The organism is Mechercharimyces mesophilus (assembly GCF_059818345.1).
Map to the genome: position 1 here is coordinate 110,483 of NZ_JCBAPH010000007.1, position 26,786 is coordinate 137,268.

21 protein-coding genes are annotated in these 26,786 nt (G+C 44.2%); 4 read left to right on the plus strand and 17 right to left on the minus strand.

All coding sequences use genetic code 11. The features are described 5' to 3' along the window. Positions 1-413: 413 nt before the first annotated feature. The 3 genes from nadA to nadB are packed head-to-tail and all read right to left on the minus strand — an operon-like array spanning position 414 to position 3,894. Positions 414-1,520 carry a quinolinate synthase NadA gene (gene nadA / locus AC6RGY_RS15495; protein ID WP_499864523.1) on the minus strand — a complete coding sequence of 369 codons (1,107 nt, stop codon included), beginning with the start codon at positions 1,518-1,520 and terminating at the stop codon, positions 414-416. Continuing rightward, on the minus strand, positions 1,520-2,371 hold the full coding sequence (gene nadC / locus AC6RGY_RS15500; protein WP_499864525.1) for a carboxylating nicotinate-nucleotide diphosphorylase: 852 nt from the start codon (positions 2,369-2,371) through the stop codon (positions 1,520-1,522). The genes nadA and nadC overlap by 1 nt, the downstream gene beginning before the upstream one ends. After that, positions 2,368-3,894 (minus strand): L-aspartate oxidase, encoded by a 1,527-nt coding sequence (gene nadB / locus AC6RGY_RS15505; protein ID WP_499864527.1) that lies wholly within the window; start codon positions 3,892-3,894, stop codon positions 2,368-2,370. The genes nadC and nadB overlap by 4 nt, the downstream gene beginning before the upstream one ends. 497 nt (positions 3,895-4,391) lie before the next feature. Here nadB and AC6RGY_RS15510 point away from each other — a divergent pair, with 497 nt between their 5' ends. Next, positions 4,392-5,537, plus strand: coding sequence for a cysteine desulfurase family protein (locus tag AC6RGY_RS15510; RefSeq protein ID WP_499864529.1), 1,146 nt, complete (start codon positions 4,392-4,394; stop codon positions 5,535-5,537). Positions 5,538-5,618: 81 nt separating this feature from the next. Here AC6RGY_RS15510 and AC6RGY_RS15515 read toward each other — a convergent pair whose 3' ends face one another. From AC6RGY_RS15515 to wecB, 3 genes are all read right to left on the minus strand, one after another. Then, on the minus strand, positions 5,619-6,575 hold the full coding sequence (locus AC6RGY_RS15515) for an alpha/beta hydrolase (RefSeq protein ID WP_499864532.1): 957 nt from the start codon (positions 6,573-6,575) through the stop codon (positions 5,619-5,621). 280 nt (positions 6,576-6,855) lie between these two features. Continuing rightward, positions 6,856-7,239 (minus strand): HPr family phosphocarrier protein, encoded by a 384-nt coding sequence (locus AC6RGY_RS15520; RefSeq protein WP_499864534.1) that lies wholly within the window; start codon positions 7,237-7,239, stop codon positions 6,856-6,858. Positions 7,240-7,421: 182 nt separating this feature from the next. Continuing rightward, on the minus strand, positions 7,422-8,591 hold the full coding sequence (gene wecB, locus AC6RGY_RS15525) for a non-hydrolyzing UDP-N-acetylglucosamine 2-epimerase (protein ID WP_499864536.1): 1,170 nt from the start codon (positions 8,589-8,591) through the stop codon (positions 7,422-7,424). Positions 8,592-8,941: 350 nt separating this feature from the next. Between wecB and AC6RGY_RS15530 the strand changes: the two genes are divergently transcribed. Further along, complete coding sequence (locus AC6RGY_RS15530) at positions 8,942-9,790, plus strand: glycosyltransferase family 2 protein (RefSeq protein ID WP_499864538.1); 849 nt, start codon at positions 8,942-8,944, stop codon at positions 9,788-9,790. Positions 9,791-9,872: 82 nt separating this feature from the next. On the opposite strand, the gene AC6RGY_RS15535 is transcribed toward AC6RGY_RS15530, so the two are convergent. The 3 genes from AC6RGY_RS15535 to AC6RGY_RS15545 all read right to left on the minus strand — a co-directional run bounded on the left by AC6RGY_RS15535 (position 9,873) and on the right by AC6RGY_RS15545 (position 13,978). Next, complete coding sequence (locus AC6RGY_RS15535) at positions 9,873-10,370, minus strand: SRPBCC family protein (protein ID WP_499864541.1); 498 nt, start codon at positions 10,368-10,370, stop codon at positions 9,873-9,875. Between the two features lie 296 nt (positions 10,371-10,666). Then, entirely contained in the window at positions 10,667-11,554 is an 888-nt protein-coding gene (locus tag AC6RGY_RS15540) for a DUF6612 family protein (RefSeq protein ID WP_499864542.1), read from the minus strand. A 1,164-nt stretch (positions 11,555-12,718) separates the two neighbouring features. Beyond that, positions 12,719-13,978 carry an ATP-grasp domain-containing protein gene (locus AC6RGY_RS15545; protein ID WP_499864544.1) on the minus strand — a complete coding sequence of 420 codons (1,260 nt, stop codon included), beginning with the start codon at positions 13,976-13,978 and terminating at the stop codon, positions 12,719-12,721. Positions 13,979-14,475: 497 nt separating this feature from the next. Between AC6RGY_RS15545 and AC6RGY_RS15550 the strand changes: the two genes are divergently transcribed. Then, positions 14,476-14,949 (plus strand): GNAT family N-acetyltransferase, encoded by a 474-nt coding sequence (locus AC6RGY_RS15550; protein WP_499864546.1) that lies wholly within the window; start codon positions 14,476-14,478, stop codon positions 14,947-14,949. A 122-nt stretch (positions 14,950-15,071) separates the two neighbouring features. Here the strand turns inward: AC6RGY_RS15550 and AC6RGY_RS15555 are convergent, their stop codons facing one another. The 5 genes from AC6RGY_RS15555 to AC6RGY_RS15575 all read right to left on the minus strand — a co-directional run bounded on the left by AC6RGY_RS15555 (position 15,072) and on the right by AC6RGY_RS15575 (position 22,483). Further along, the gene (locus AC6RGY_RS15555) at positions 15,072-16,364 is read right to left on the minus strand and encodes a hypothetical protein (protein WP_499864548.1); all 1,293 of its coding nucleotides are present in this window, start codon (positions 16,362-16,364) and stop codon (positions 15,072-15,074) included. A 153-nt stretch (positions 16,365-16,517) separates the two neighbouring features. Then, the gene (locus AC6RGY_RS15560; RefSeq protein ID WP_499864549.1) at positions 16,518-18,614 is read right to left on the minus strand and encodes a neutral/alkaline ceramidase; all 2,097 of its coding nucleotides are present in this window, start codon (positions 18,612-18,614) and stop codon (positions 16,518-16,520) included. Between the two features lie 332 nt (positions 18,615-18,946). After that, complete coding sequence (locus AC6RGY_RS15565; protein ID WP_499864665.1) at positions 18,947-19,963, minus strand: potassium channel family protein; 1,017 nt, start codon at positions 19,961-19,963, stop codon at positions 18,947-18,949. Between the two features lie 215 nt (positions 19,964-20,178). After that, positions 20,179-21,600: a dipeptidase PepV gene (gene pepV, locus AC6RGY_RS15570; RefSeq protein ID WP_499864552.1), complete on the minus strand. Its 1,422-nt coding sequence runs from the start codon at positions 21,598-21,600 to the stop codon at positions 20,179-20,181. A 52-nt stretch (positions 21,601-21,652) separates the two neighbouring features. Then, positions 21,653-22,483, minus strand: coding sequence for an inositol monophosphatase family protein (locus AC6RGY_RS15575; RefSeq protein WP_499864554.1), 831 nt, complete (start codon positions 22,481-22,483; stop codon positions 21,653-21,655). Between the two features lie 524 nt (positions 22,484-23,007). On the opposite strand from AC6RGY_RS15575, the gene AC6RGY_RS15580 reads away from it, so the two are divergent. Next, positions 23,008-23,913 carry a zinc dependent phospholipase C family protein gene (locus AC6RGY_RS15580; RefSeq protein WP_499864556.1) on the plus strand — a complete coding sequence of 302 codons (906 nt, stop codon included), beginning with the start codon at positions 23,008-23,010 and terminating at the stop codon, positions 23,911-23,913. A 527-nt stretch (positions 23,914-24,440) separates the two neighbouring features. Here the strand turns inward: AC6RGY_RS15580 and AC6RGY_RS15585 are convergent. The 3 genes from AC6RGY_RS15585 to AC6RGY_RS15595 all read right to left on the minus strand — a co-directional run bounded on the left by AC6RGY_RS15585 (position 24,441) and on the right by AC6RGY_RS15595 (position 26,780). Further along, a complete protein-coding gene (locus AC6RGY_RS15585; protein ID WP_499864558.1) occupies positions 24,441-24,755 on the minus strand; it encodes a hypothetical protein in 315 nt (104 codons plus the stop codon). A gap of 286 nt (positions 24,756-25,041) precedes the next feature. Further along, entirely contained in the window at positions 25,042-25,899 is an 858-nt protein-coding gene (locus tag AC6RGY_RS15590; protein ID WP_499864560.1) for a DMT family transporter, read from the minus strand. A gap of 140 nt (positions 25,900-26,039) precedes the next feature. Then, positions 26,040-26,780 (minus strand): YqcI/YcgG family protein, encoded by a 741-nt coding sequence (locus AC6RGY_RS15595; protein ID WP_499864562.1) that lies wholly within the window; start codon positions 26,778-26,780, stop codon positions 26,040-26,042. Positions 26,781-26,786: the final 6 nt, after the last annotated feature.

The window sequence follows — 26,786 nt, forward strand, 5'->3', positions numbered from 1 at the left end:
AAACTCTTATCTTCCACCTAACAAAAGTGAGATGGTTGCCTGATATACTATCTTCAAGAGAGAATTTTTCGATTTTATTATCGGCTACATTATTCGTCTAGAAGCATAGTAAACCGTCATGGTTAGTACCACACACCTTGGAATGAAAGCATCCCGCATGTGAGAGCCAAGTTCTCTCACAGCCTGGTGGATGGGTGGCGGTATCTCCTGCCTGATCCACGGATCAGAGTCTCTCTAGGAGAAATCGCTCGCCCATCTTCCAATCATCTTTAGGGAGTGCTTTCACCCTTACCTTCATCAGTTATTTTTCATTTAGTGAAATCGAGTTTCACGCAGTTGAGATCTATAAAAAAATCGCTTTACCGTCATCTGACGATAAAGCGATCTTCTTCGTAATTATTATCACTACGTGATTAATTAATGGTCAACATCCGATCGAGTGCGATTTGTGACCACTTGGTTGTTTCTGGGTCAACCTTGATGTGGTTTACCACATTTCCTTCTACCAACCCTTCCAGTACCCATAGTAAGTGAGGTTGGTCAATGCGGTTCATCGTGAGACACGGACAAATGGTATTACTCAGGAGGCGAATCTCTTGTTCCGGATGTTCATTGGCTAGGCGTTGAACCAGGTTCACTTCCGTTCCGATTGCCCACTTGCTACCAGCTGGTGCAGCTTCAATCTGCTTGATAATGTAGCTGGTGGAACCATCATCATCGGCCGCTTGCACCACTTCGTGCGAGCATTCCGGATGGACAATGATTTTCATCTCGGGATCGCGTTCACGATGTCCTTTGATTTGATCGACGGTAAACTTCTCGTGAACCGAGCAGTGACCTTTCCATAAAATCATGCGGGTCTCGTCAGGCTCACACTGTAGGTTTTCAAAGTCACCTGCTTTCGGGTCCCATATCACCATCTGCTCCAAAGGAATTCCCATATCAAAGGCCGTATTTCTACCGAGGTGTTGATCCGGTAAGAACAAAATTCGTTTCTTCTGCTCGAATGCCCACTTCATCACTTGATGCGCATTAGAGGAGGTACAGGTCGTCCCTCCGTGGCGACCCACAAACGATTTAATGGCTGCGGTCGAATTTACATAGGTAACGGGGATCACGGTATCTCCCAGTTCCGCCTGAATCGCTTCCCATGCCTCTTCTACTTCATCAATGTCTGCCATATCTGCCATCGAACAACCGGCTCGCATATCCGGCAGAATAACCACTTGTTCATCAGAAGTTAGCGTATCTGTTGTTTCTGCCATAAAGTGAACGCCACAAAAAACGATATACTTCTTATCGCCCAACTTCTCCGCTACCTTAGCTAGTTGCAGTGAGTCTCCACGGTAGTCAGCATACTGAATCACATCATCACGTTGATAGTGGTGGCCCAGGATCACCAAGTCGTCTCCTAATTGTTGGATCGCTTTTCGAATCCGTTCATCATACTCTTTAGCGGAAAGCGAACGCAAAGCTTCTGGCAATTCCGGGTTAACCGGATTTAATATACTCGTTTGCATTATACTTCCTCCTCCCCAGTTGTACCCCAATCCAAGCTAATATCTAATGCAGGTGCCGAATGCGTCAGCCAACCTAGAGAAATCGCATTGACACCCGTTTCTGCAACGCCACGCACTGTCTCTGGTGTTAATCCACCGGAAGCTTCCGTCCATACTCTGCCGGCAATCATATTTACTGCTTCTTTTAATGTTGCGTTGTCCATGTTATCTAATAGGATCGCATCTACATCAAGAGAGAGAATTTCTTTCACCTGTTCCAAGGTGTCGGCTTCCACTTCAATATTCACCATATGACCATTATACCGACGTACCTGATGCACTGCTTTTGCGATACTGCCTGCCATCGCAATATGGTTATCTTTAAGCATCGCACCATGACTTAATCCATAGCGATGATTGGTGCCACCACCCATCCGGACCGCATACTTTTCAAATAAGCGTAATCCAGGAGTGGTTTTTCGTGTATCTAACACCGCGCATTCGAGCCCTTCCAATTGATCCACGATGCGACGTGTTTCAGTGGCGATTCCACTCATCCGTTGCATAAAATTGAGGGCGACGCGCTCTCCGCTTAATAAGGCGCGGGTATTGCCTGAAATATGCGCTACCGCTGTTCCGGCTGCCACCTTTTCCCCTTCTTCTTTGAGAGGCTTAAATTGAAGTTGCTTATCTAAAAGGCGAAACGTCTCTTCTGCTACAGGTAGTCCAGCAAGTACGCCAGTTTGTTTCACTAACAGGGTTACGTGACTCTGATCTTCTTCCGTCGTCAGCGCATCTGTTGTCACATCCCCTGCGCCGATATCTTCTTCTAATGCGGTACGAATGATGGCTTCCATCTGCAATCGATTCATTTGGCTTCTCCCATCTTGACAAGGTAATGTTTTTTCGTCCATTCTTCCAGCGCAGAAGGAAAGTCTTGCCGATAGTGTCCCCCACGGCTTTCTTCGCGCCAAAGAGCAGATTGCATCATCATCTTCCCCGTTGTAATCAGGTTGCGTGCTTCCCAATCAGACGGCGAAAGTTTTGCCTCTATATGAGTGAGCTCAGACAACCCTTCCTGTAAATCCTTCACACAGCGAACAATTCCACAGCGTTGCCACATGACGTCTTGAATTCGCTCCCTCATGGCATCATCTCGCGTAATGGCAAGTAGCGAGGGATCGAGAACAGAAGAATCAATACTTCCTTCCCATGCTGGCAGTTGATCCAACGAGGATGCGACGCGTTGTGCGAATACGGACCCCTCTAAGAGGGAATTGCTCGCCAAGCGATTGGCACCATGAACACCCGTACAAGCAACTTCACCACAAGCATACAAGCGCGGGATGTTGGTTCGCCCATACGAGTCCGTCTGAATGCCTCCCATAATGAAATGAGCCGCCGGTGTCACAGGAAGTAAGTCCTTGGCTGGATGCAAGCCAACCTTGCGGCATTCCTGATAAATGGTTGGAAAGCGCTCTGCAAATCGTTTGCCGATCATACGTGCATCCAGGTAGATGCGCCTCCCTGCCTGCATCTCTTCATAAATGGCACGGGAGACAACGTCACGTGGCGCTAAGTCTTTCCACTCATCGTAGCGACCCATGAAGGCCTCCCCACGATCATTGACTAGTACCGCACCTTCACCCCGCACAGCTTCCGAAACAAGAAACATCGGGTTTTGTTTCACCCCTAAGGCAGTAGGATGAAACTGCATAAACTCCATATCGGTAAGGATGGCACCGGCTCGATGAGCCATAGCCAAACCATCCCCCGTTGCGACTCGATCATTGGTCGTATATTTGAAAAGCTGACCACAACCTCCCGCTGCCATGACGACACCTTTCATAGCTGAATAAATGACAGGCGTGCGGTCCGTTTGAAAGGCCAGTGCTCCAACACATTCACCTTGCTCCATGAAAAGATCGGCCACTAGTGTATGGCTATTAAGCTGAATGTGAGGATGCTCCACCGCTTTAATGAGTAAAGCACTCGAGATTGCTCGGCCGGTTGCATCGCCAGCAGCATGCAAGATGCGAGCAACACTGTGGGCTCCTTCACGGCCTAGTGCCCAATCTTTTCCCTTTCGATCAAAAGCGGCTCCCATCTTTGTCAAGAGATCGATGGTCTTAGGACCGTTTTGTACAAGCACATCCACCGAATCAGGATTGCAGAGGTCTACCCCAGTACGAAGGGTATCCTTACGGTGCAGATCAGGAGAGTCTCCTTCACCAACAGCCGCTGCGATACCACCTTGTGCACGAAAGGAATTGCTGGCTTCCTCTTTTTCTTTTGTTAAGATTGTTACGTTCCCTTTGTCTGCCAGTAAGAGTGCTGTAACCAATCCCGCGATCCCACTCCCGATGACAAGGAAGTCCGTTTTGACCTGTTTCATGTTTGTGATTCCTTTCACATATTAGTCACAATCCGTTGTAGACATTTTCTCATGAATTCATAGAATGTCAACCGGAAAATGCCTTCTATAAGGCATAACATGTAAAAACCCGCGCGCTTGGTGCTTCTATACCACCCCATTGCAAGGACCATGAGGTAAAAGAATGTGAAAAACTTCACTTATTGCTGTCAGACACGCCGGATAAGTTGGAACAAATGATCATTTACATCTCCTTTTACAGCATTCTTACAAGCCAGCTCCTCTCCTCTTTTTTCCTAGAGCATGAGGAAGAGGACTCCTTGAGGAGCCCTCCACCCTTTGACCGAGGAAAGAAAACACCGTAGCCTTCTTCTTATCAATCATTATGTTATATTGTTTATACATCAGTCCAATCCTCACTGCATATCCCAAGGATTATGCCACAAGAGTAATCGATCAATCGTCCCCAAGTGAAAGGAGGATGTAGGCCAGGAAAAGAGTCTCACCTGGCCCCACTTATGAAACCTTTATATTTTGATTATGGAGCCACTTCGCCGATGCGTGAAGAAGTAAAGTCCACCCTTATCCACTATCTGCAACGTGAGTTTGCCAATGCGGGTAGCCTACACGATCCAGGGAGGCAAGCATATGATCGGCTCGAATATGCTCGCTCACAAGTTGCCACAGCTATTGGTGCTACTTCTCGCGAGATCCTCTTTACCAGTGGTGGAACCGAAGCCAACAACTTAGCTGTGCTAGGTGCCGCACGGAAGCACCGTTCGAAAGGAAACCACATTATTACTTCGCAAGCAGAGCATCCAGCGGTACTGGAGCCATGCCATGCGTTAGAAAAAGAAGGATTTCAAGTAACCTACTTACCTGTCAATCCCTATGGGCAAGTAGAGCTCGATACACTAAGGCAAGCCATCACACCGGATACGATTCTTGTCAGTTTGATGGCAGCCAACAATGAAGTAGGTTCCCTCAACCCGATTTCCGTCATCGGTAAGCTCCTTAAAGAACGGGGAATCCTCTTTCACGTAGACGCCATTCAGTGGGTCGGGAAGTTGCCACTTCACTTATCCACCTTAGATATTGATCTTCTCTCTCTTGCTGGCCACAAGATCTATGGACCCAAAGGAGTAGGGGCACTCTACCTCCGTAAGGGGGTTCGCATAGAACCCATTATGTATGGCGGAGGGCAAGAGCGAGGCCTGCGACCTAGTACCCAGAATGTCGCCGCAATCATGGGACTTGGTATCGCAGCAGAACTCATCGCGACAGAAGTGGAGAATGAAGCCAGTCGGCTAACCAGGTTGCGTAACCTCCTCTGGGCACGTATTTCCGAGGAAATAACCGACGTACGCCTCAACGGCCATTCAGAAGAACGCCTCCCAAATAATTTAAATGTTAGCTTTGATCGTGTAGAAGGACAAGCGGTTATGCTAGAACTGAATCGCTACAATATCTCCATCTCCAGTGGGTCCGCATGCAGCGCAGGCAAACATGCTCCTTCTCATGTGTTAATCGCGATGGGTCATGGAGTAGAGTATGCTCATCAGAGCCTGCGAATGACGCTTGGTAAAGAAACAGAAGAAGAAGATATTCATACGTTGGTCGATCGCTTAAAAGAAGTGGTTACCTACTTACGATCGTTGGTGTAATTCGTCACGAAAGCGAAGAGCCCCCTCCCACCTCGAAAAAGGTGGAGGGGGCTCTTCGTTTCAATCACCTACGAATCTGCCTCATGCTTGTTTCAATGATTCCTGTGCGTCTTGCGACAGATGCTGATCCAACCAGGTTATCACATCTTGATATACTTCATTTTTATTCGGTTCATTAAGCATCTCATGCCGACCCTCTTCATAAATTTTCATGCTGACATCTTGTAATCCGGCTTTCCTAAGTAGGTTAGCCACTTTCCCAACCCCTTTACTCTCCTCACCTACGGGATCTTTTTCTCCTGAGAATAGGTAAACCGGTAGTCCATTCGGAATTTTACGTAGCTGCTCCGGTCGATCCAACTGTTTCACACCTGCAATGAGATCACAAAAGAACTGGGCGGTCCCTATTTGACCACACATGGGATCTTCCAGGTATTTATCCACTACTTTAGGATCGCGCGAGAGCCAATCAAATGGGGTACGCACCGGTTGAAAAGACTGATTAAACTTCCCAAAAGATAAGCGATCCAGCAATTCACTGCGTGCTCTTCTTCCTTTAATAGACCTTTGCAACTTCGCTAAAGAAAGTCCCAAAGAACTTAGAAACCCTTGATCTGTTCCTGTTCCAGATAAGATGAGTCCTTGAATCTCTTCGCCATACAATTGCACATAACGACGAGAAAGAAAAGAACCCATACTATGACCAAACAGAAAAAACGGCCCCTCCGGATAGGCACGCTTCATCTCTATCGTCAGCTGATGCATATCTTCCACCGTCCGCTGCCATCCATCTTCATCAGCAAAATGGCCCAATCGCTCTTGGGAACCGGCCGTTTGCCCATGTCCTCGATGATCATTAGCAAACACACGATAGCCCGCCTCTGTCAACTTTTCTGCAAATTCTTCGTAGCGTGCTGAGTGTTCTGCCATTCCGTGGGCAATTTGCACGCTTCCCTTCGCTTCTCCTTCTGGAAGCCATTTGTGAACAAAGATGTTTTCGCCATCAGCTGAGTGAAGCATAAATGTATCTGCTTTCATTACTCGAACCTTCTTTCTGGTGATGATGAATTCCCTTACACGAAAGAGTGAAGCAACCGATTACTTTTGACTCTTACTCATGATCCTATTCTCTACATGTGACGAGAGTTACTTATCCATATTTTATCAGTAACCCACTCACTTGAACATCCCATCTTCATGATAGCCAAATATGGATGGAATTCCACCGCCTCTTCATCACGAAACCTCCCCCTACCCTCCATCACATTTTTAGCCCACTAAAAAAGGCCTCGCTGGAGGCCTTTTCCCGTCATTTTCTCTACCCGGATCGGAAGTAAGATTTAGCGATCATACGCACTGCGGGTGTCCACTGCGAATCAGCGGCCCGCCAGGCATTTAACACCTGATCGGATCCTTCTTGTTCCCAATTGTCCGGTTCCGCTTCCTCTTCACTCGCAAACCACCTCTCCAATTCCAAACAAAACTTTTCCGCATCCTCACCCTTTACAAGTAGTGAAAACACATCCCCCTTCTTCAGCGGGATAAAAAATGATATCAAACCCAACACACTCTTCCCGTTACAGGTTATTTCATCCCGTTGAAAATAATAATTACATTGGTACTGTACACCTGTCCGTGCAAGATTCAGTAGTTGTGGCACCTTTAAAGGAGCCTTCAAGATTAGCTTTTTACTACGTTCCATACCTTCTCCTCCTTTTAATGTTAGAAAATCTTACATCACTTCGCATTAATTTCACTTTATTTCCCATTATAGCATAAAATCAAAATTGATCAACAAATATGTTGTTATAAAAAATGACATATAAATGACATGAGCACTGATACTTGCTATTTACTCGATTTAACGTAATGTTTCCTTACATATTAACTCTCCATTTTTTCATGAGTGTATCCATCATACAAAAACTCCTGCGGGGGATCAGCAGACAACCCAAAGTGATAAAATATCGCTTGTCGAATTCGTTTTGCTGCATGACCATCACCAAAAGGATTCTTCTTGCCCACCATCCGTTGATGCACACGTTTGTCCGTTAGGATCTCCAAACCCGCAGCATAGATTTTCTCTTCCTCATTCCCTACCAATGCGGCTGCCCCTATCCCAACCACTTCCGGTCTTTCCGTCCTATTTCTCATTACCAGCACCGGTACATTTAGCGAAGGTGCTTCCTCTTGAATCCCTCCCGAATCTGTACAGACGATATAGGAACGAGAAAGAAAATTATGAAATTGAATCGGGTCCAGTGGCGAAAGTAAATGAATTCGCCTATGATCACGTAAATGTTCTTCTACCACCTCTTTCACTGCTGGATTGGGATGGACAGGAAAGACCAATTCCGCTTCGGGTACATCATTCACCAATCGCCTCAGTGCTTGAAACATTCCTCGCATCGGCTCTCCCCAACTCTCTCGACGGTGCGCCGTCACGAGGATCAACTTCTTTCCTTTGATCTGCTCTAACAGAGGATGAGAAAAATCTTCACGCACCGTCGTCTGAAAAGCATCAATCACCGTATTACCTGTCTTAAAAATACATTCTTTTGACTTTCCTTCACGTAGAAGATTTTCTACTGCTCCTTTTGTAGGGGCAAAGTGAATTTCCGCTATCACCCCAGCTAGCCGCCGATTTAATTCCTCAGGATAAGGCTCCCACGGGTCTAAGGTGCGTAACCCCGCCTCCACATGCCCCACTGGAATCTTGTGATAGGCAGCCGCCAAACTAGTAGCAAAGGTAGTGGTTGTATCCCCATGCACCAATACCAACTGTGGGTTTACTGCTTGAAAAACTTCTTTCATTCCTTCTAGTATGCGTACAGTCACATCGGTAAGTGTTTGACGTGTGCGCATCACCGTAAGATCAAAATCTTCTTTTAATGAAAAAGCGTCCATAACCTGCTTCAGTAATCCTTGATGCTGCGAGGTAACACAGACATAGCACTTGCAGATTTCACTATTCTGTAGCGCCGTTACCAAAGGAGCCATCTTAATCGCTTCCGGACGAGTCCCAAACACAGCGAGAATTCGCAGCGGTTCCATTTGCATCTCTCCATCCATTTCTAAGTGAAAGATGGACGCTCCCCTTCTTTCTTCCTTTTCACTATGCGTATGCAGATATGACTGACTCATATTCTGAGTAAGTAAAAAGGTTCTCTATTACAAGGTTAAACGCGCTTTAGTATAGTTCGAAACACGGAGGGATCAGATGGAGAATAGCGAACACCTAAGCAGAAAAGCCTTTATAGCAGGGGATTCTCCATCCATTCAGAATAATGGCTTCCCTCACCTGCTTTATGTCATAAACCCTGCTCATCATGAATGTAATGTAGTATGTTATTCGCTTATCTAAAGAAGAAGAACGATGATAGAAGAGGGGAGCTCAACGGCGTATGAAGAAAAAAATTCTCATCGGAAGCCCCGTCCATCAGAAACCGGAAATATTAAAGGAATGTCTCCTTTCACTAGAAGAATTGGATGCAACTCGCTATGCAGCTGACTATTATTTTGTAGATGATAACCGTGATCCTGCCTCCAAACAACTTCTTAGTAGCTTCCAAGAAAAACACCCGAACACCATTATCCAACCATCCGGACATGACCACGAATACAATACCGATGAACAGGGTCATTATGTTGGATGGAGCGAGAAGATTATATGGAAAGTAGCCGCAATGAAAGATGGGGTTATTGATTACGCGGCAAAAGAAGGGTACGACTACCTTTTCCTCGTTGATTCAGACGTCGTTCTTCATCCCTATACCCTGGAACAGCTCTTACAAGCTGACAAAGATATTATCGCTAATATCTTCTGGACACGCTGGCAGCCTCAGCATATCGAGATGCCCCAAGTATGGTTACGAGACTTTTACACCCAACACAACTTAAGTCGCGAACTGAAACTCACTCCCGCACAGGAAGAGCACCTGATGCTCCAGTTCTATCAAAAGCTGAAGCAACCAGGCGTCTATGAGGTTGGTGGGCTTGGAGCCTGCACACTCATTAGTCGCGCCGCCATGGAAGCTGGCTGTCGCTTTCGTGAGATCTACAACATCTCCGTACGCGGGGAGGACCGACACTTCTGCGTGCGAGCAGCCTCTCTCGGTTTCACCCTCTACGTGGACACCCACTATCCCGCTTATCACATTTATCGTTCCTCTGAGTTGCCGGGATTAAAACGGTATAAAGAACGGTATCAAGCAGCCATCAAAGCTGCTGGAAAGGATTCGAGCGATTCCTAAATAGACAGCCATCTGCAAAAGACTACTAACAAAAAGCAAAAATAGCATGTAGGAAGCATAAAAAGAGAGAAGTACATGAAGTCTAGGTATCTATTCCCTCTTCATCAGCCGATTGAATAAGCTTCTCGCTTCCTGCCTCCGCTATCTGTTTCAGACTGATCGCACGCGCTTCGATAAAACCGTACATATACCGCTTTAGAAAAAGAACATCGGCAATTTTTCCTAATAGGCCCAAGGGGGAACGATATTGAAATCTATCTTCCATCATCGTTCCCCCTTCCACTTCCCTAAAGCTATGGGTATGTACAAACGAATGAAAGGCTCCCTTCACCATAACATCCACAAACTCGTAAGGACAGTTCATTTCAGTCACTTTAGCCGTCAACCTCTGCCTCACTCCTAAGTGGACAGCCTCCCACGTAACGACATCCCCTTTCTCCAAGATCCCTTGTGTCACACCACCAACCGCTCGTTCTTGAGTATGTGAAGTAGTCAAAGTATGAACATCAACATGACGCGCTAAGTCGAAGCACTTTTCAATCGGTGAATGGATTTCGATTCGATGATAAATCGTTGGCATGCCTTACTCCTTTTCTGTTTTATTCCCCGGGAAACCATACTCTGATTTTCTATCGATAATCACCACTATCAAGTGGCCGATCACGCTCAAAATACTCACCCAATTGCACTTTCCTTTGATCATCAATGTAGGTAACTCCATCCACCCAATAAACTTCATACGCCTCCTAACAGCTCAATATCTTCGATGGTAACCAGGACCTCTACTGGCTCGCTCATCAATACCCTTCCCTCTCACTTCATGCCATTACAGCACAGCTTCCTCCGTATTATTGCTCAAATAATAATATTTCCGCTCTAATTAGCATTGTTTTTAATATCCTCAGGAACAGTGACCGAACTCATCAACTCTCCCTTTAATGTCATCTCGACCTGAGTATAGCTCACTTGTACATTCTTTGTAGGGTTTTCTGCGTTCGAGTCAGAATCAATGGTTACATCTCTACTACCTAAGGTAACTCCAACAGGCAAGAATGTATGTTTGTCAAATCTGATCTCCCAATCTATAGATACATTCGCACTTCTTAGTTCTCTTCCATCTTCATATTTTGATAATTTCTTAACTAGTGTATCGTAATAGTCCGGAACGTATTTTTTCATTTCCGCATCATTTAATTCCATTTTAACGCTATACACCTCTTCCTTCTTCTCTACTCTTACTTTATCAATCCCCTCTTGTAAAGCCTCCATTGCGACCCTAGGGTCTAAATAATGTTTTTGACCTTCGTCGTATGGAACCGAATAATAGTGAAGAGGCTTGTTTCCATTAGGGGGGTAATTAATGTATAATTGACCGTCTTCTAAATATACATGTTCACCTAATTTTACATTGCTACTATTTTTTATAACATGATTATAATATCCATATGGTTTAAATTGAATATCAATCTGACCCTTAACGGCACCCTTCGGCTCCCTTTTTTTCTCTTCATCTTCATAGTAACTACCTTTGTATTGCTCGCTATATTCATATGAAAGTCCCTTGGTTTTCTCAAGTGCCACTTGTGCTTTCTCTAATATCTCTAATGCTGTCCGCTCTTTCTCATTTTTCCCCTTATTAACAGCAGTTGATTGCGCATCAACTTCTACTTTACTTTCCTCTTTTACAACCTTACTACTACTACATCCAACAATCATAGATACAATCAGGCAAACAATAATAAATATGACTAGATGTTTATTCACTTCTCAATCCCCTTTATCTCTACATAGGATAGATATCCCTATAAAATCATAACATACTATACAATTCCTATATAACTATTTTTTTCATTATTAGCCTATTGGATTCTTACTCCAATCTCGAGTCTAACAGCTAAACATAAATTTAGATTAGCAATCTTTCTAGGAAGAGAAGGGATTGCTTTTTTCATGTCTAATTATGGATGGTTTTTACCCATCATTATCCCTGTTGATATCAGAAAACTGATATAATCCTAGACAAGGGTATGACAGCTTGTGGTGGATTGGCTATACCTCCCGTGAGTGGGGAGGTAACCGCCGATGATCCAACTTGGATTGCTGATTGTTGCGACAATATCTGTTGTTGTAAACATAGCAATGTTCTTCTACAAGATTGGGAAGGATATTGAAAAAAAGTAATCCACCCAGGTCCCTAACCAACGGTGGATTACTTTTCCGATGAAATATTGAATTTCGCGGGAGTCGTCCACCATGGGACGGTCTACCCTAAGTCGCAGGTGTTAGCGCACCTGTCACGTTCTTATTTTATGCCATTATCAGCTACGATAAACGTTTCTTTGTAAAAACTCATGACGATAAAGTCGTCTATCCCTGTTATCTATGACGATAATATCGTCTCTGTAAAATCATCATATCATTATTTTTTGCGATTGTACACAATCGGGTGTGTGTATACACATCTAATTGTGTAACTAAAGCGAAAAAGCCGACTAGGCCTACCCAAACGGTTCTCATCGATTAGCAACAAGATGGGTCAGTGACGTTCACAATTGGTGGCTGTGACGATACAAATGCGCCACTAATTGGGATTAAAATGAGAGCTATGGACAATACCATTGAGATAATAAATTTCATGTATATCAACCTCCATAATGGATTTTTCTTGAATATTCTAGTTCTGTTTAGCTTAATCGAAAGTATGGTAGATCATATCACATCTCACATCGAACTTCACCAAGGAGCTATAGCGAGGCATGCTAACCCTAAACTAGGAAGACATAAGAGAGCAAATCATGGCCACTTCGCGATTACGTATGGAAATCTAACCACGCAAAAAAGAACACCCCTCTGCTTAGACTTAACTTTTTACTGCCTCAAATATTGACTCAAGTCCAGAAGATCTAACTCTAAGTATGAGAATGCTCACTACTCAACTTCCACCTTGATTAGTTTCATAGCAGCTACTAGATTGTCCACTAGTCTTTCGTAATTTTCATTCGTACCAAAAATCCAAGCTGTAGATGGATCAAAACTCTTTGGTGGCAATTTAATTTCATCTCCCACATTCCTAATTGGGAGGACGAATTCTACTCCTTCCACTTCCATAGCAATGTCTAAGCCTTTTACCGCTTTGACTTTCCCAGCTACTTCAGAGGAAGATTGAGTTATACCAGCATATTTTGTTGCAATTTCATCATATGCTTTCCACTTAACAGGTTCCCCTAAAGCACACCTTATCATTTGCTCATGGAGTGAATATCCAGATGCAGCCGGAATAATATGCGAGGTAATAAAGCCACCTCCAGCCCTTGCAGCAACTTCTAGTATTCTTACTCCAGCTGAAGTCACCCTCACTTCGAGGTGGAAAGAGCTATTATCAAGCTCCAGTGCCTTCACAGCAATTCTTGTTTTTTCCTTCAGCTCGTCCACAGATTCACTCGGTAAATTTGAAGGAAAATATGATGTATACTCCAAATAATAGTCTTCTGTCACATCTTTATCTGTGACACCCGCAATATAGACCTCTCCATTTTGCACGAGTCCATCTACCGATACCTCAGGTCCATCAATGAATTCCTCCACGATATATTCACCCGGGTAGTAAGAATGAATATTTTTCCCGTTGGGAGTCGTTGTTTCTGTCATGATTTTATAAATCGAATCCAAGTTGGTTTGTTCGGTTATAGTGAAAATGGATTTACTACCAGATGCCCCCACTGGTTTAAAAATGAGTGGAAATTCAAGCTGATTTACAGCTACTTTCAGGTCATTTAATGACTTGACGAACATAAATCGAGGGCACAATTCAGTCTCTGTACGGTTCAAAGCTTCGCGCATAAGATATTTATTTCGTGCCAAGCGGGCAGATGACTCTGAAAGAGAAGGAAGCCCTAGTAACTGACCAACCTTTGCGACAAGCTCTACATCTTTATCCCCCCAAGTCATTACCCCAGAGAGAGGGGTTTTGTTATGGTATGCTTTTACTGCTTTTAATGATTGCTCGAAGTCAAATGTATTAGTCAATATTACATCATCAATCAATTTCTCTTTCCCATATGGTATTTCAGGATCCGTATCTGTCAACAATGCCACTCTTAATCCCATTTTTTTTGCCGTTTTCAATGGAGCGATACGCTCAACCAAGTGTGATCGAAGATTGATAAACAGGATTGTTAGTTGATCCATGATGATTTACTCCTCATCCATATTGAATAGTTTTTTAAATCGGACGTTTTCTCTATTAGCTCTCTTAACAATATATTGCTTCGATGGCGATTAACCTACAAAAAACTTGCCAAACGAGATCTGAGCTCTGAGAGCCAAACTTCTCAACCCCGTTTGATCTCAAATTCTACAAGTTGCAGGCTACCCGCTATATAAGTTGCTCGTTTCCACATCGCAACAAGTGAGGTAACCTCATGAAACAGATTAACACACTGATTGAAAGTTTACAAAAACTCATAACTGAGGAAGATTGCAGTTTATATTGAATGAAGGGTTTCGCGATGTAGCTCGAAAACTCACATTTTGTGAACTTTTTTAAGTTTTGGGTTGCGGCTTCGACTGAACGGTTGACAGCCTCGTTAGATATAAGAGATGATATAGGGAATGTATGTTCTTTATTAGAGCATTCGTATCCTATATGTCTTTTAGTAAGCCTAAGACAAACGAGGTGATCCTATATGATTTCGCTAATATTCTACGAATCCTCCCATGACGAGGGTCTAAACCAATTTACGCTTCATGAAGAGCAGCGACCCTTTACAGCTCTACCTCGTGATGCTCTTATAAGCTGTGAACAAGATGAGCAGCGCTATCCCATCGTCATTCTCCATGAAGAAGTTCCTGTTGGCTTTTTTGTCCTCCACGCTGGAGAAGGAATTCGTAGCTTTACCGAAAATGACACGGGGATGTTAATCCGTGCCTTATCTATCAATCAGTCTGAACAAGGGAAGGGATATGCTCTACAGGCGATGCAAATGTTGCCTTCATTTGTATACAAGCACTTCCCTTCCATTAACGAACTGGTCTTAGTAGTGAACGAAAGTAATCAAGCCGCACGCAATTTATACCTGAAGTCTGGGTTTCAAGATCACGGACGCAAACGTCAAGGTCCGATTGGTAAACAATCCATCCTACATTTTTCTATTCGTTAATTTCAGGGTCATCCCTTACAGACCAGAAGAGACATTTCATGCCACTCCTTTGGAGCATGCAAAAAAGAACGAAGAGATACCCTCTCTTCGTTCCCGATCCTATTTTCATACACCCATTCTCTCTATTTCTTTTCCATTATAAACTTCTCCCATGAACCAATCATCGTTCGATTAGCGTTGGCCTTCCCATCACGCTCACCAACCACATAGGTGCCGTGCGTACTCTGAAAAGAAAGCTCATCTCCGTCAGCTACACATCCCGTTGCATCGGAGTGGTTGATGATCGTATAACGCTCCCAGGAACGTACTTCCGGTGCCTTGGCATCCAAGGATCCCGTATCAACGGCTCTTACATAATAGCCCCCTCCGGAGCGAATCGCTACAGAGTCACCGCTTCTTATACAGCTTCCATCAATACGTTCTGGTGCAATCAAGGTAAATGTCTCCCAGCTTTGTGCTTTCGTTCGATTGGCATTCACATCGCCACCTCCGTTCCCTTCAGCAACTAAATAGGTATCATGCGCTGTGCGGAACGCCACATTCTCCAATTTTTGTGCCCCATCATTCAATTGATAGTGAAAAATAGCCGCGAAAGGATCGTGATCAGACAGGTCATTCCCGTTATTATCCTTAAACTCTGCTTCAGCGTTATAAAAATCTACCACTTCCAACTGAACAGCATCCGTGCCACGAAAAAGAACCTTATCAATGTTGTCACCAGAAATAGACTCACCCACTGCCGGTATTTCTCCTTCTCTCTCTATTTCCGCCCAAGCATCGGAAAAACCGGCGTCCGTAAATTGCCGTACCCCATCCTCAGTAGAAAAGCGAGAATTAAAATCACCAGCTACAATGACCGCATTGCCTCTAGACTTATTTTCAATCACAGATAAAATCTGTCGGAAGTTTTTCTCACTAATCTCCCCATTTGTATCCGCATGCAGATTGTAAACATCAATGAATACATTATCATCGATCCGATGACGGGCAAATGAGAAACCTTTTGGTGTCAAACAATTGCTCCCATTACGAAAATAGCCTTTACAATCGTTCCACTCTTGGCGCTTGTGATTGGTAAAAGCAAATTGAGAAAGTCGCGTCAATCCATCTCCAAAACCCATGATTCCCGCATGCTCGGAAATATAAGGATGATTTGCTTTTTCCGTCAAATCATCATGATAAAAAAAATCTTCTTGCGCCAAAACTATGTCATACTGGTTGAGCCCAGGGCTAATCTGAATGGTGTTACGGGCTGGATTGGATTGCGATATAGGGTCCCATAACCCAGCAACATTGTAGGTTAACACACTAAAATCACCTTCCTCATTCCCTCCCTCTGCTAGTACTTCACCATTCCAGCCAAAGCTTGTCCCGAGTAACAACAAACATATCCCGATTGCTAATGCTTTTTTCATGAACCTTCCTCCGATCTTCTTATTATTTTTGCTTGATCATACAGAACTTAAAAGTTGTATTGAGCATTCGTTCGACTCACTTTCGACTCACTTCTTAGAAAATAATGAGGGCGTCCCCCGTCTTTCGGACACCCCCACTTTCGCGCTTTCCTTTTACTCCACTTTAAATTCGCGCGATTTCCCTTGATAGTCACGAATCTTTCCACTTATTTTCTTGGATGCTCCTGTATGAACAATGCGATAAGTCCCTGTAGCATCTTCTGGAATCTCCCATTTAATCGTCACAAAGGAGGTCGCCCACAGGGTTGATTTGCGCGTCCATTTAAACGTCGTTTCCCAATCCCCGTCATCGGCCACTTTGATCCAATTTCCATCTACCTTCTTTTGCACCTCTAAATAAGAGGACTCTGTTTGAAAATCGTTGTTTGGGTGACCCGCCCAAAACTGTACATTTACCGTTTCACCCGTTTTGTAACTAGACTCTGCATTGTTTTTTACGTCCCCAAAATCTTTTCCCAGAGGGGCAGCATCATAAATGACTCCAGGAGGAAAGTAAACTTGCTCGTCACTCAAATCTTTCGGAGTCGGTCCTGGCTCTACTTCACTTCCGGTGATGAGGGCGTCCGCAAGCTGATCGTATTGTTGTAGATAAGCACTTAGCGTCCATTTCCCATACAGAGTTGATCCCCCTTCATAGTGCTGGTTTTCATACTCTTCCGGGGTCGTTACATAGCTACTGTAAGAATTGGACAAACCGCTCAGTACAACAACGCTCTCTTGCTCTAAATGCGCATCCATTTTCTCCTCGACCAAATTCATCAATCGACGACCAGACATCGTGGTAAACTCAGCTGGCACCGCCAGGATGGATACCTGTCCGATTTGCACCAACTGCATAGGAAGCACATCAGGCGTCCAAGAATCTGGTGTAACTTGCGAAGTAGCGAATAAAACCGACTTGGGGTAATGTTGTTCCCATAATTCTGGATAGAGGGAGCCACTCATCTCTCCTAAATGAGGAACAATGGTCAGGAGACCGGATAGATAAGGGACCACATTATCATAATCATCAATTTGGTACTCTGGCTGTGCCATACCTTCATGGAAGAAAGAGGAACCAGGCCCATCTTCCGCCCCAGCTGCAAAAGAGTATCCAAAAGCAGCTGGATACGTACGCCTCTCCTCACCATCGGTATACTGAGCATCAATCGTTACATTTTCGATTTCCACGAACTGATGACGAACATCTACGCTTCCCGTCACAGATTGGCTTTCTGATTCTGTTAAATCACGCGCTGCTTCATACTGCGCTTGCCCTGCTATTTCCGTACTTTCTACATCATTAGCACCAAGACCTGTGCCATCCAAATTTACATTGGGGGTTACATCACCAGAGTGTGCTTGCCCAAAAGCAGCCACAAAAGGTTCTTCTCTCTGATTCTCCCCTCCCATCTCCTGTTCAAAGAGATACGAAGCATAGCCTTTGTTGTCCCCTGAAATAAGGTGGTTGTCACTACTCATCGACACACCGTGCAGAGGAAACCAGTTGTACACTCCCAACAATGATCCTTGCTCATTACGAAAGCTGAGTTGCGTCATCGTTTGATCCACATCGGACCCATACTGATTACGCTCACTCTCCGGATTCATCTCATACGATCCCAAAGAGCGGTTGGCACTGATTCCTTCAACTTCTACCTGGCTTACTTCGATGGAACCAGGTTGCAAATGATCGTGTGCACGCACAATCGATTGGTAAATACCATTAACGATGGTCTTATAATTTTCCTCATGAAAACCATAAGTTGAGAAATTGTAGATCCCACGATGTGCATATCCACCTGGTCCGCTATGAGTATGGGTCGCACTTAGCATCACATTTTCGTAACCATAAAGATCACCATACCCATTCTCAACTAGCTTCTCCACCACTCCCTGTTTGACCGATTGAAAGACTTGCCCCAAATCGGCACTAACAAGCACGACCCGTTGATCGCTTGCCCGTTCTTGTACGATAAAGGCACGCGAGCGGAGACGTTGATGAATTCCTTCCGTCTTCTGTTCGGATTTGGCGTACCCCATCATTACCACTTCCGCAGCAGGACCTGTAATATCATAGATTCCTGCCCCAACATTGTACTCGGATTCTGAATTGGCTGCATTGTATGCGCTTACATTTAGGGGGATGATTAACAATATGATACACAATAGTCCGATAACGACCTTTCCCCACACTGCTTTTCTTCTCATGTTGTCACCCTTTCTTTATTTTCGCAAAAGTAATAGGATAACGAAACTCCTGAACGCCTCTTTCTCTATTCCCTACGCTACGAACTCTCTATTTCGAACTGTATTATAGCACACATCGTAAATTTTGAAAATAAAAAAAGAAAGATAATTATACAAAAGCAAGAGAAGTGTAAGTTAAAACCTCTCTTGATTGATATCCACAAAGAAAGAGGGAGCCCTTACTTAAGCAAGCGACTCCCTCATCAAAATCTCCTGTTTTTCCTATTTCCCTTCCAATCTTCTATTTAGCTCGCTTTCACTCCACCAAGATCTCCATGCATCCTACACCCACGCTATAGGGCATGATATCTCCGCTCTACTTCTTTATATGTTTTGTAATCACATATCACAAATAACTGAGCGTCTGTTGGAATGGGTTCCTGCATCCGTCGTACAATCCCAAAATCTTCACGATCGGCAACCAGATTGGCACCATTTTCTCGAAAAAAATGATCAGCATCATCGTATGTATCCCAGCGTGGATGCTTGGTGAAAACATAGAGATCATCCCCTTGCTTCCCGCTTAATAGTTGTTGAAACAAGCGACTTGATCCTTGGTACTGTGACGCTTTTGCCATCAAGTTGGAGGTCATCTGATTGGAGAGGATAAAGTCATCCACTTCAGCATGACGGAAGTTATTCACATGATTCTCTTTCATCACTTCCACCACTGTATACACATCGGCGTTACGCTCTACCCCGAAGTGTTCGATCGCTGTGGCAATCAACAGCGTACGTCCATCTGCCAAAACAGGGTCTTGAATAGAAGAAGGAGAAAAGATCAACACCGACTTCGATTCGGTCACATTGGCTTGTTCTAGCACTTCTTCATCCGTGGGTTCCCCTTGTATATAATGATAGCGTACACCCGTCATTGGAGACCGCTCTAACATATCAATCAAGACGATTTCTGCATCGTGATTAGCCGACATCAGTTCTTTCATCGCGTCTTTCGCTTTATCCGACCAACCGATAATAACATAGTGCCCGCTGCCACGGTATTTCAATTTCCCTTCCTCCTTCATGCGCTTAAAAGTCCCAAATCCATCCACTACTTTTCCGATGACCAACCCAATCAAGCCAATGCCAAATATGTATAAAAAGATGGCCAGCCATTGGCCCTGTGGTGTCGTTGGTGAGTAATCTCCATAACCCACTGTCGTCACCGTTGTCAGCACCCACCAAAACCCGATCCAAGGAGTCTCAAATGTTTCAGGCTCAAGATCGTGAATGATATATGAGCTACAAAGCAGGAGGAGGGAGGTAATCAAAGCGAGAAACCAGTTATTTAATTGCACCGCTGCCGCCACAAATTTACGTATATAATAGATGATTAGCCCTCCCCATCTGACAAAATGATCTATCTCTATCTTAACCAATCTTGCAGGAGCTTGGCAAAATCACTTCACCAACTATTTTAAAGAGTGCCACGCACCCCTAAAAAACAGAAATAATGTAGAGACTTTCATAAAAAAAGCTGACCTCTTCTCATATATATGAGGGGCCAGCTCATTCACGCCTTCCCTTACTTTGCTAGCTCATAAATCGCCTGTGCATAAATGGCCGCGGCTAGTACCAAGTCATCGACAGATAGACATTCATCCTTTTGATGAGCCGTATCCGGACGACCAGGGAATAAAGGACCAAAAGCAACGCCTGTATCGAGCGCACGTGCATAGGTCCCCCCACCAATCGCCATCAACTCGGCTTTTTTCCCTGTTTGTTCTTCAAATACATGTGCCAAGGTCTGTACAAGTGGATGATCATGATCCACCGCATGGGGGTATTTGTGATCAATGAGATCACGTTCGATTTTCATCCCATAGGGGGTTAGCTTCTTCTCAATTTCATCCATTAGTGCCTCCCCATTGCTAGCCAAGGGATAGCGTACATTGAGAACCACTTGTTGTTTCTCTCCCTTTTCATAACGGAAAACACCTGTATTCACGGTTAGTTTACCCACTCGCTCATCCTCTTGCGCGATGGCTAACTTCTCACCAAAGAAGCTATCCACAAAGCAATCATGAATCATACCAATATATTGTTCTCCACTACGATCTAATTTGACACCATGAAGAAAGCGTGCCAACTCCAATGCCGCATTAAGCCCTTGTTCTGGTTCTGATCCATGGTGAGATTTCCCCTCTAAGACCAGGGTTAAATCGGTATTGGCTTCCTCCGCATAACCACGAATTCGGTTTTCCAATAAGAAGTCTTGAAACTGTTCTTTCAGAGTAAAAATGTCTCCTTCTCCTACTAAACTGACTCGAGCAAAATCAGGCACCATGTTGGGACGATAGCCTGCTTCGAAGGAAGAAAGAATCAAGCCTTCAGCTTCCTCTTCTTGTGGTGGTTGAACATTTCCCGCCAAGGAGAGATCCATCAGACCCTTTTCTGCTGTAATGATGGGGAAATCTGCATCAGGGGTAAAGCCCATTGTCGGCATCTCTTCCCGCTCAAAATAGTAGGCCATATCTCTCCATAAGGATTCTTCATCCGTACCCCAAATCAAGCGGATGCGCTTAGACAAAGGAAGGTCCAATTCAGCAATCACCTTTGCAGCAAAAAAAGCGGCCATGGCCGGTCCCTTATCATCAATCGCTCCACGTGCATACAAGTAACCATCCCGTACTTCTGGTGCAAAAGGATCACTGGTCCATCCATCCCCTGCCGGTACAACATCCAAGTGGGCTAGGATGCCAATCAGCTCTTCCCCCTCTCCTATTTCAGCGTGCCCCGCATAACCGTCCACATCTTTCGTATGAAAACCACTTTTATGCGCCAATTGAAGCATATAATCCAATGCTTCCTGGATCTTTTGTCCAAAAGGTGCGCCTTCCCGTGCCGTTTCTTCATCTAATACGCTTTCAATAGCCAATAATTCTTTCGTTGTCGATAGTAATTCTTCTTTTCGCTTTTCCATCTCTTCCAACCAATTAATTTGCATGTTACGTCCTCCTCATCCGAAATCAACGTTTTTCTATCATCCTTTATGTAATTTACTCAGGATCTTTTGCTTTACAAGCCGCTTCCGCTAACTCCTTCATGAGAGCGGAATGAATCGCTCCATTGGTCGCCAAAATGTGCCGAACATGCAATGCATAAGGATTTCCTGACGTATCCGACACTTGTCCGCCCGCTTCTGTCACAAGCAGGGAACCAGCAGCTAAATCCCATGCATTTAGTTGTAGCTCCCAAAAGCCTGTTAATCTTCCTGCCGCCACATAAGCCAGGTGTAGAGCGGCCGATCCTCCTGCACGCAGATTTCGACAGCGTGGAGCGAGATGGTTGATTCCTGCCATATTAATTTCACGAGCAATACGGTCAGCGGCGGGAAAACCCGATGCAATCAAGCTATCTTCCAATTCTTCCTCTCCCGATACCGTCATCGGCTCTCCATTGAGAAAGGCTCCTTTGCCTTTCTCCGCAGTAAAGCATTCTCCCGCAATCGGGTCATAGATAACAGCCGATATCACCTTCCCTTTGTGTGCATAGGCGATGGAAACACAGCAAAAGGGAAAACCATGCACAAAGTTGGTCGTGCCATCGATGGGGTCCACAATCCATAACGAATCCATCTTTTCGTGCGTTTCGGTGGCTTCGGTAGACGCTTCCACTCCAGCAGCCACACCTTCTTCTCCCAAAATCGCATGAGACGGAAAATGATCCAATATCTTCTTTCGAATAATTTCCTCTGCTTGTTTATCCACCTCCGTTACCAAGTCGCTTCGTGAGGATTTATACGAAACCTCTTTATTCGTCCGAATGCGTTCCGCAATTAAAGAACCTGCCCCTTTGGCAGCCAAGATTGCCACTTCTAATGTTGTCACACCTCATCCTCCTTTGTTCCTATGCCCCCTCGGTCTTTCACTGAGACCGCGCATTCTTCGCTTCTATAATAGTATCATGTCCTGTTTACTCTCTGCATCTCCCATTAAATTTTCAAAAAGCGATATAATAGAAAGGAGGGTCACTCTCCCTTCCCTTTGATAAACAAACCAACTTGCACAAAACTCGTATCGGTCCATGCAGAAACATGAATCCAGTGGAGATTTGACTCCCTCTGATGGAAAATCCCACTTAGGGAGACTAAAGAAAGTGGTCTGGTCTACTCCACACACCCTGGATGAAAGCAGTTAACATGGGAGCATCAGGTTCTCTCGCGCCTGGTTGATGGGCGGCGGCATCTCCTATCGCTGCCTGATCCACGGCTCAGAGTCTCTCAAGGAGAAACCACTCGCCCATCTTCCAGCAACTCTAGGGTGAGCTTTCACCCTTATTTTCCATATAACGAAACTCAATTTCACTAGTGGAAACTTTCATTGAACAACTACTCACCGTCAGGAGGATCGTCATGCCAAACATTTGGACTCATATCATCTATGCAGAAGAGAGTTATCACCAACTCAATACCCCTCTTCCGCACGATAAAACCCTACTTCAACTCGGATCCCAGGGGCCAGACTTTCTATTCTATCACCATTTCTGGCCATGGAAAAAAGATCAAGGGGCTAGCGAGCTCGGTAATCAAATGCACACCCATCAATGTGGCCCATTTCTTCTGGCATTGATTCAAGAAGCCAAAGAAGCTACCAGTATTCGTAGCTACGTCATCGGTTTTGTCACTCATCATCTCTTAGACCGCAATACGCATCCTTATATCCACTACAAAGCAGGCTACGACGGATACAATCATCAAAAGCTAGAGATCATTATGGATACGTTAATTGCACAGAAATTACGAGGAATCGCTACGTGGCAAACACCCGTGTCCAAGTGGTTAGATGTAGGAAGCACACTCCCCTCTCCCTTAGTAGACACCTTACGTCGTTTAGGAGATCGCTTTTATCCTGACCTGATGAAAAAAATTCCTCATGAAATCTGGAATGAAGCCTATCAAGACATGCACAAAGCTCTACAATTCTTTTATGATCCCAAAGGAATTAAGACGTTTCTTACAGGCGGAAAGATAGCTCCATTCCGCTATACAAACCAGATTGCAGAAAAGGATTATTTTAATCAGGCCCAAAAACCTTGGATTCATTCTGCACTCGCAACAGAAGAGCATACCGAAACCTTTTGGGACTTATGGGATGCCGCTCTGATAGAAGCCAAAAAGATCCTGCCACTCATCCAAGCTTATTGGCAAGGTGAGGACGTATTTTCATCCATCGAAGAGCAGATCGGAAACATCTCCTACGATACAGGCAAACCGTGTGAAGCAAACTTGAGTAATACCATCGCTGACCCAATCGTATAAACATGTCCGGCGAAAAAAGTAGCTCATACGTCCTTCTATCCGTACCTGTGAATAATGTTCTATGCCTCATCTAGTGCCCATCAGACAGCCTTGATCTTGGTTCGCTACTAGGAAAAACATCGCAAGCCGAGTGCATATTTTTCCTCTTGCTTCCTGTCTCAACTCGTAACACCCGCGATCGCTTCCTTAGATAGCACAAGGCTTTTTAAAACAGAACCAACTATCTCATTCCCTGATGGAGCACTAGCACCTTTCTCTCACTCATGATGAAGAGAAAGGTGAAGTGTCAACTCCAATCAGGAGAACACTTGACAAAGGCCGATAAGTATGCGATTATCTAAATAGACAGACTTCCTTTATCCCTTTAATGAATAGGAAAGAAGAAGTAGCCCCATAAAAAAAGACCTTTCGCAAGGGCCGCCAAACCATTTGCGAAAAGCCGTATAAAATTCCTATGGTGTGAATAAATATTCTTATTCGCTAATTGAATTCAAAACAGAATGGTTTATATCAACAGTCTGGTTAGCTTAAAATGTTTCCAAGTATGAGGCTAGCCAGAACATTCCCCAGTCCTCTACTTCAACTAGATGGAGGACATGCGGGATTCCAACGGTACCAGGTGCACGCATATCAATCGTGGCCGGAATAGCATCAGCCGTTTCATACTGGGATTTCGGATAGAGATAATACTGGTACTCCGAGGTAACTTCATTTAAGTTTTGGACTTGTTGCTCTGCTACTTGTACCTTGTTTACATTAGCTTCTGCTGCATCCACCGAAGACATCGATCCGAAAAGGGCCACTGTTACCGTCAAACCTGCAAGCACTTTCTTATTCAACATTGGTAATCCCTCCTAATTTGTACTTCATGTACACCTTATCACAGACGGAAAGTCGAATACTGTCTAAATCTGTACCCTTATTCAAGTTTGTATTTTCCGAAAATATTGATATGTATACATATAATCTTTCTTACATACCTCGCTTCTACTCTTCGATATTTAAAGAATTTAAACTAATGAAAAGTGTATAAAAATACTCTCCTTTACCTTTCCGTCACAAAATATTCTTCCTCTTAACATAAAACATTTTCCTTCTTTTGTAAGAAAAAAGACCGCATCGCTACAATTACACGCGATCGGCCTTTTTATTATGAGAATAGATATAGAATGAGGCAGCAAAAATGATGAGATAGCCAAGAATGCTATAGATATCAGGAAACTGTGCGAAAAATATATAACTCAAAATCGAGGTATACACCACAGTCGAGTAAAAAAAGATAGATATTTCTTTCGCAGGCGCAAAGTTATAGGCCGCCGTAATTCCTAATTGCCCTAAGGTGGCAAATGAGCCTGCAAGAAGAAGGTAAACGGTTTGTCGCACGCTCATCGGTTCATAATAGATCACCACGAATGGGAGTAACACCACCGTTGAAAAGAAAGAAAAGTAGAAGACAATGGTGAAGAAGTTTTCCTTTTCCCGCAAAAATCGCAGAACCGTATACGCACCTGCGGCAAACATGGCAGACAAAAGACCCGATCCGTATGGGATGACATCAACTGAAAATGCCGGTTTGATAATAAAAAGCGTCCCCACAAAGGCAATCAAGATCGCAATTACCTGAAACGAATGGGCCTTCTCTTTTAAAAATAGCGCAGAAAAGAGAATCAGCAAAAACGGACTTAGTTTATTAAGCATATCCGCATCGGATAACACCAGATGATCGATCGCGTAAAAATAAAAAACAATGCCCAGGGTGCCCAGGATGGAACGTAACAACAAATATTTTTGGTGCTCTTTCTTACCAAAGAAGCGCTTCTTATAGTACCAAACCAAGCCGAAAGCGATCACTGCTGTTACCAGATTGCGAAACATCGTCTTTTGGATAGTGGGCAAATCCCCCGATAGCTTCACAAACACCGCCATCATGGAGAAGCCAAAAGCAGAGAGCAATAAAAGGAGAATTCCTTTTTCCTTGTTTCCCATGTCGATTCCCTAGCTCCAATCTTCAAAGTAAAAAGGTGTGATTGCTGAATGAACCACATCTCACCTATCATCTGTTCAGCAATCTCAACGAATTAGACTACCTGATTCGGAGAGGGAAGTCAACCAGAAATCCCTTACTGTTACTGTTGCTGTTTCTCCATCACCACCCCACGGTGTTCAAAGGGGCAAGTAGCAGTATGAAAATCGAGATCATTCGTTTCAGGAAGAAAATATTGTAACCACTCGCGATTGTGTGCTTCCCCAGGCAAGCCGAGATAAGGGAAGATATCCAGCTCATCATACTCTTTTAACAAGTCACGAATCACTTTCATCGATTTCTTTCCTTGTTCTGTCTTGATTCCAATTTCATCAAATACCCATCCGGGTTGCACTGCAATGATAAAATTGTCCATCCTCCTACTTTTCCGCTGTTGATAGGCGGGTGCATTACAAACAACAAAGATTGGTTCACCATGGTATACAAATTCCCAGTAGGGACTGCCCGTATCCAAGGGAATGCGTTCCGGCCATTCCTTCGGATCCAAGCGGTGAATCTGATTTAAAATACGCCAGAACCTCTCTTCATAGTCTGCTAAGGGCAATGTGCGATCAATGTTAAAAAAGCTGATCAAAGAAGTGTATTTTCCTAGTTGACGGGCTTGTTTTAAGTATTCTCCCAACTCATCTGCTAGCTGCTGAATCGTCTTCTCCTCTACATCTTCGTAAAAGGAAAATCTCATTTCGTCCTTTTTTAATCCTTGGGTAGCAAAAATACAAGGAAACTTCGGGTCGGGAACCAATAAGTTCTCTTGAAACGAAAGAAAAGCCTCTCTGCGCCAATCACTAGGATGCCATTGTAAAATCTCGTTTTGTCCAAACATAACAAG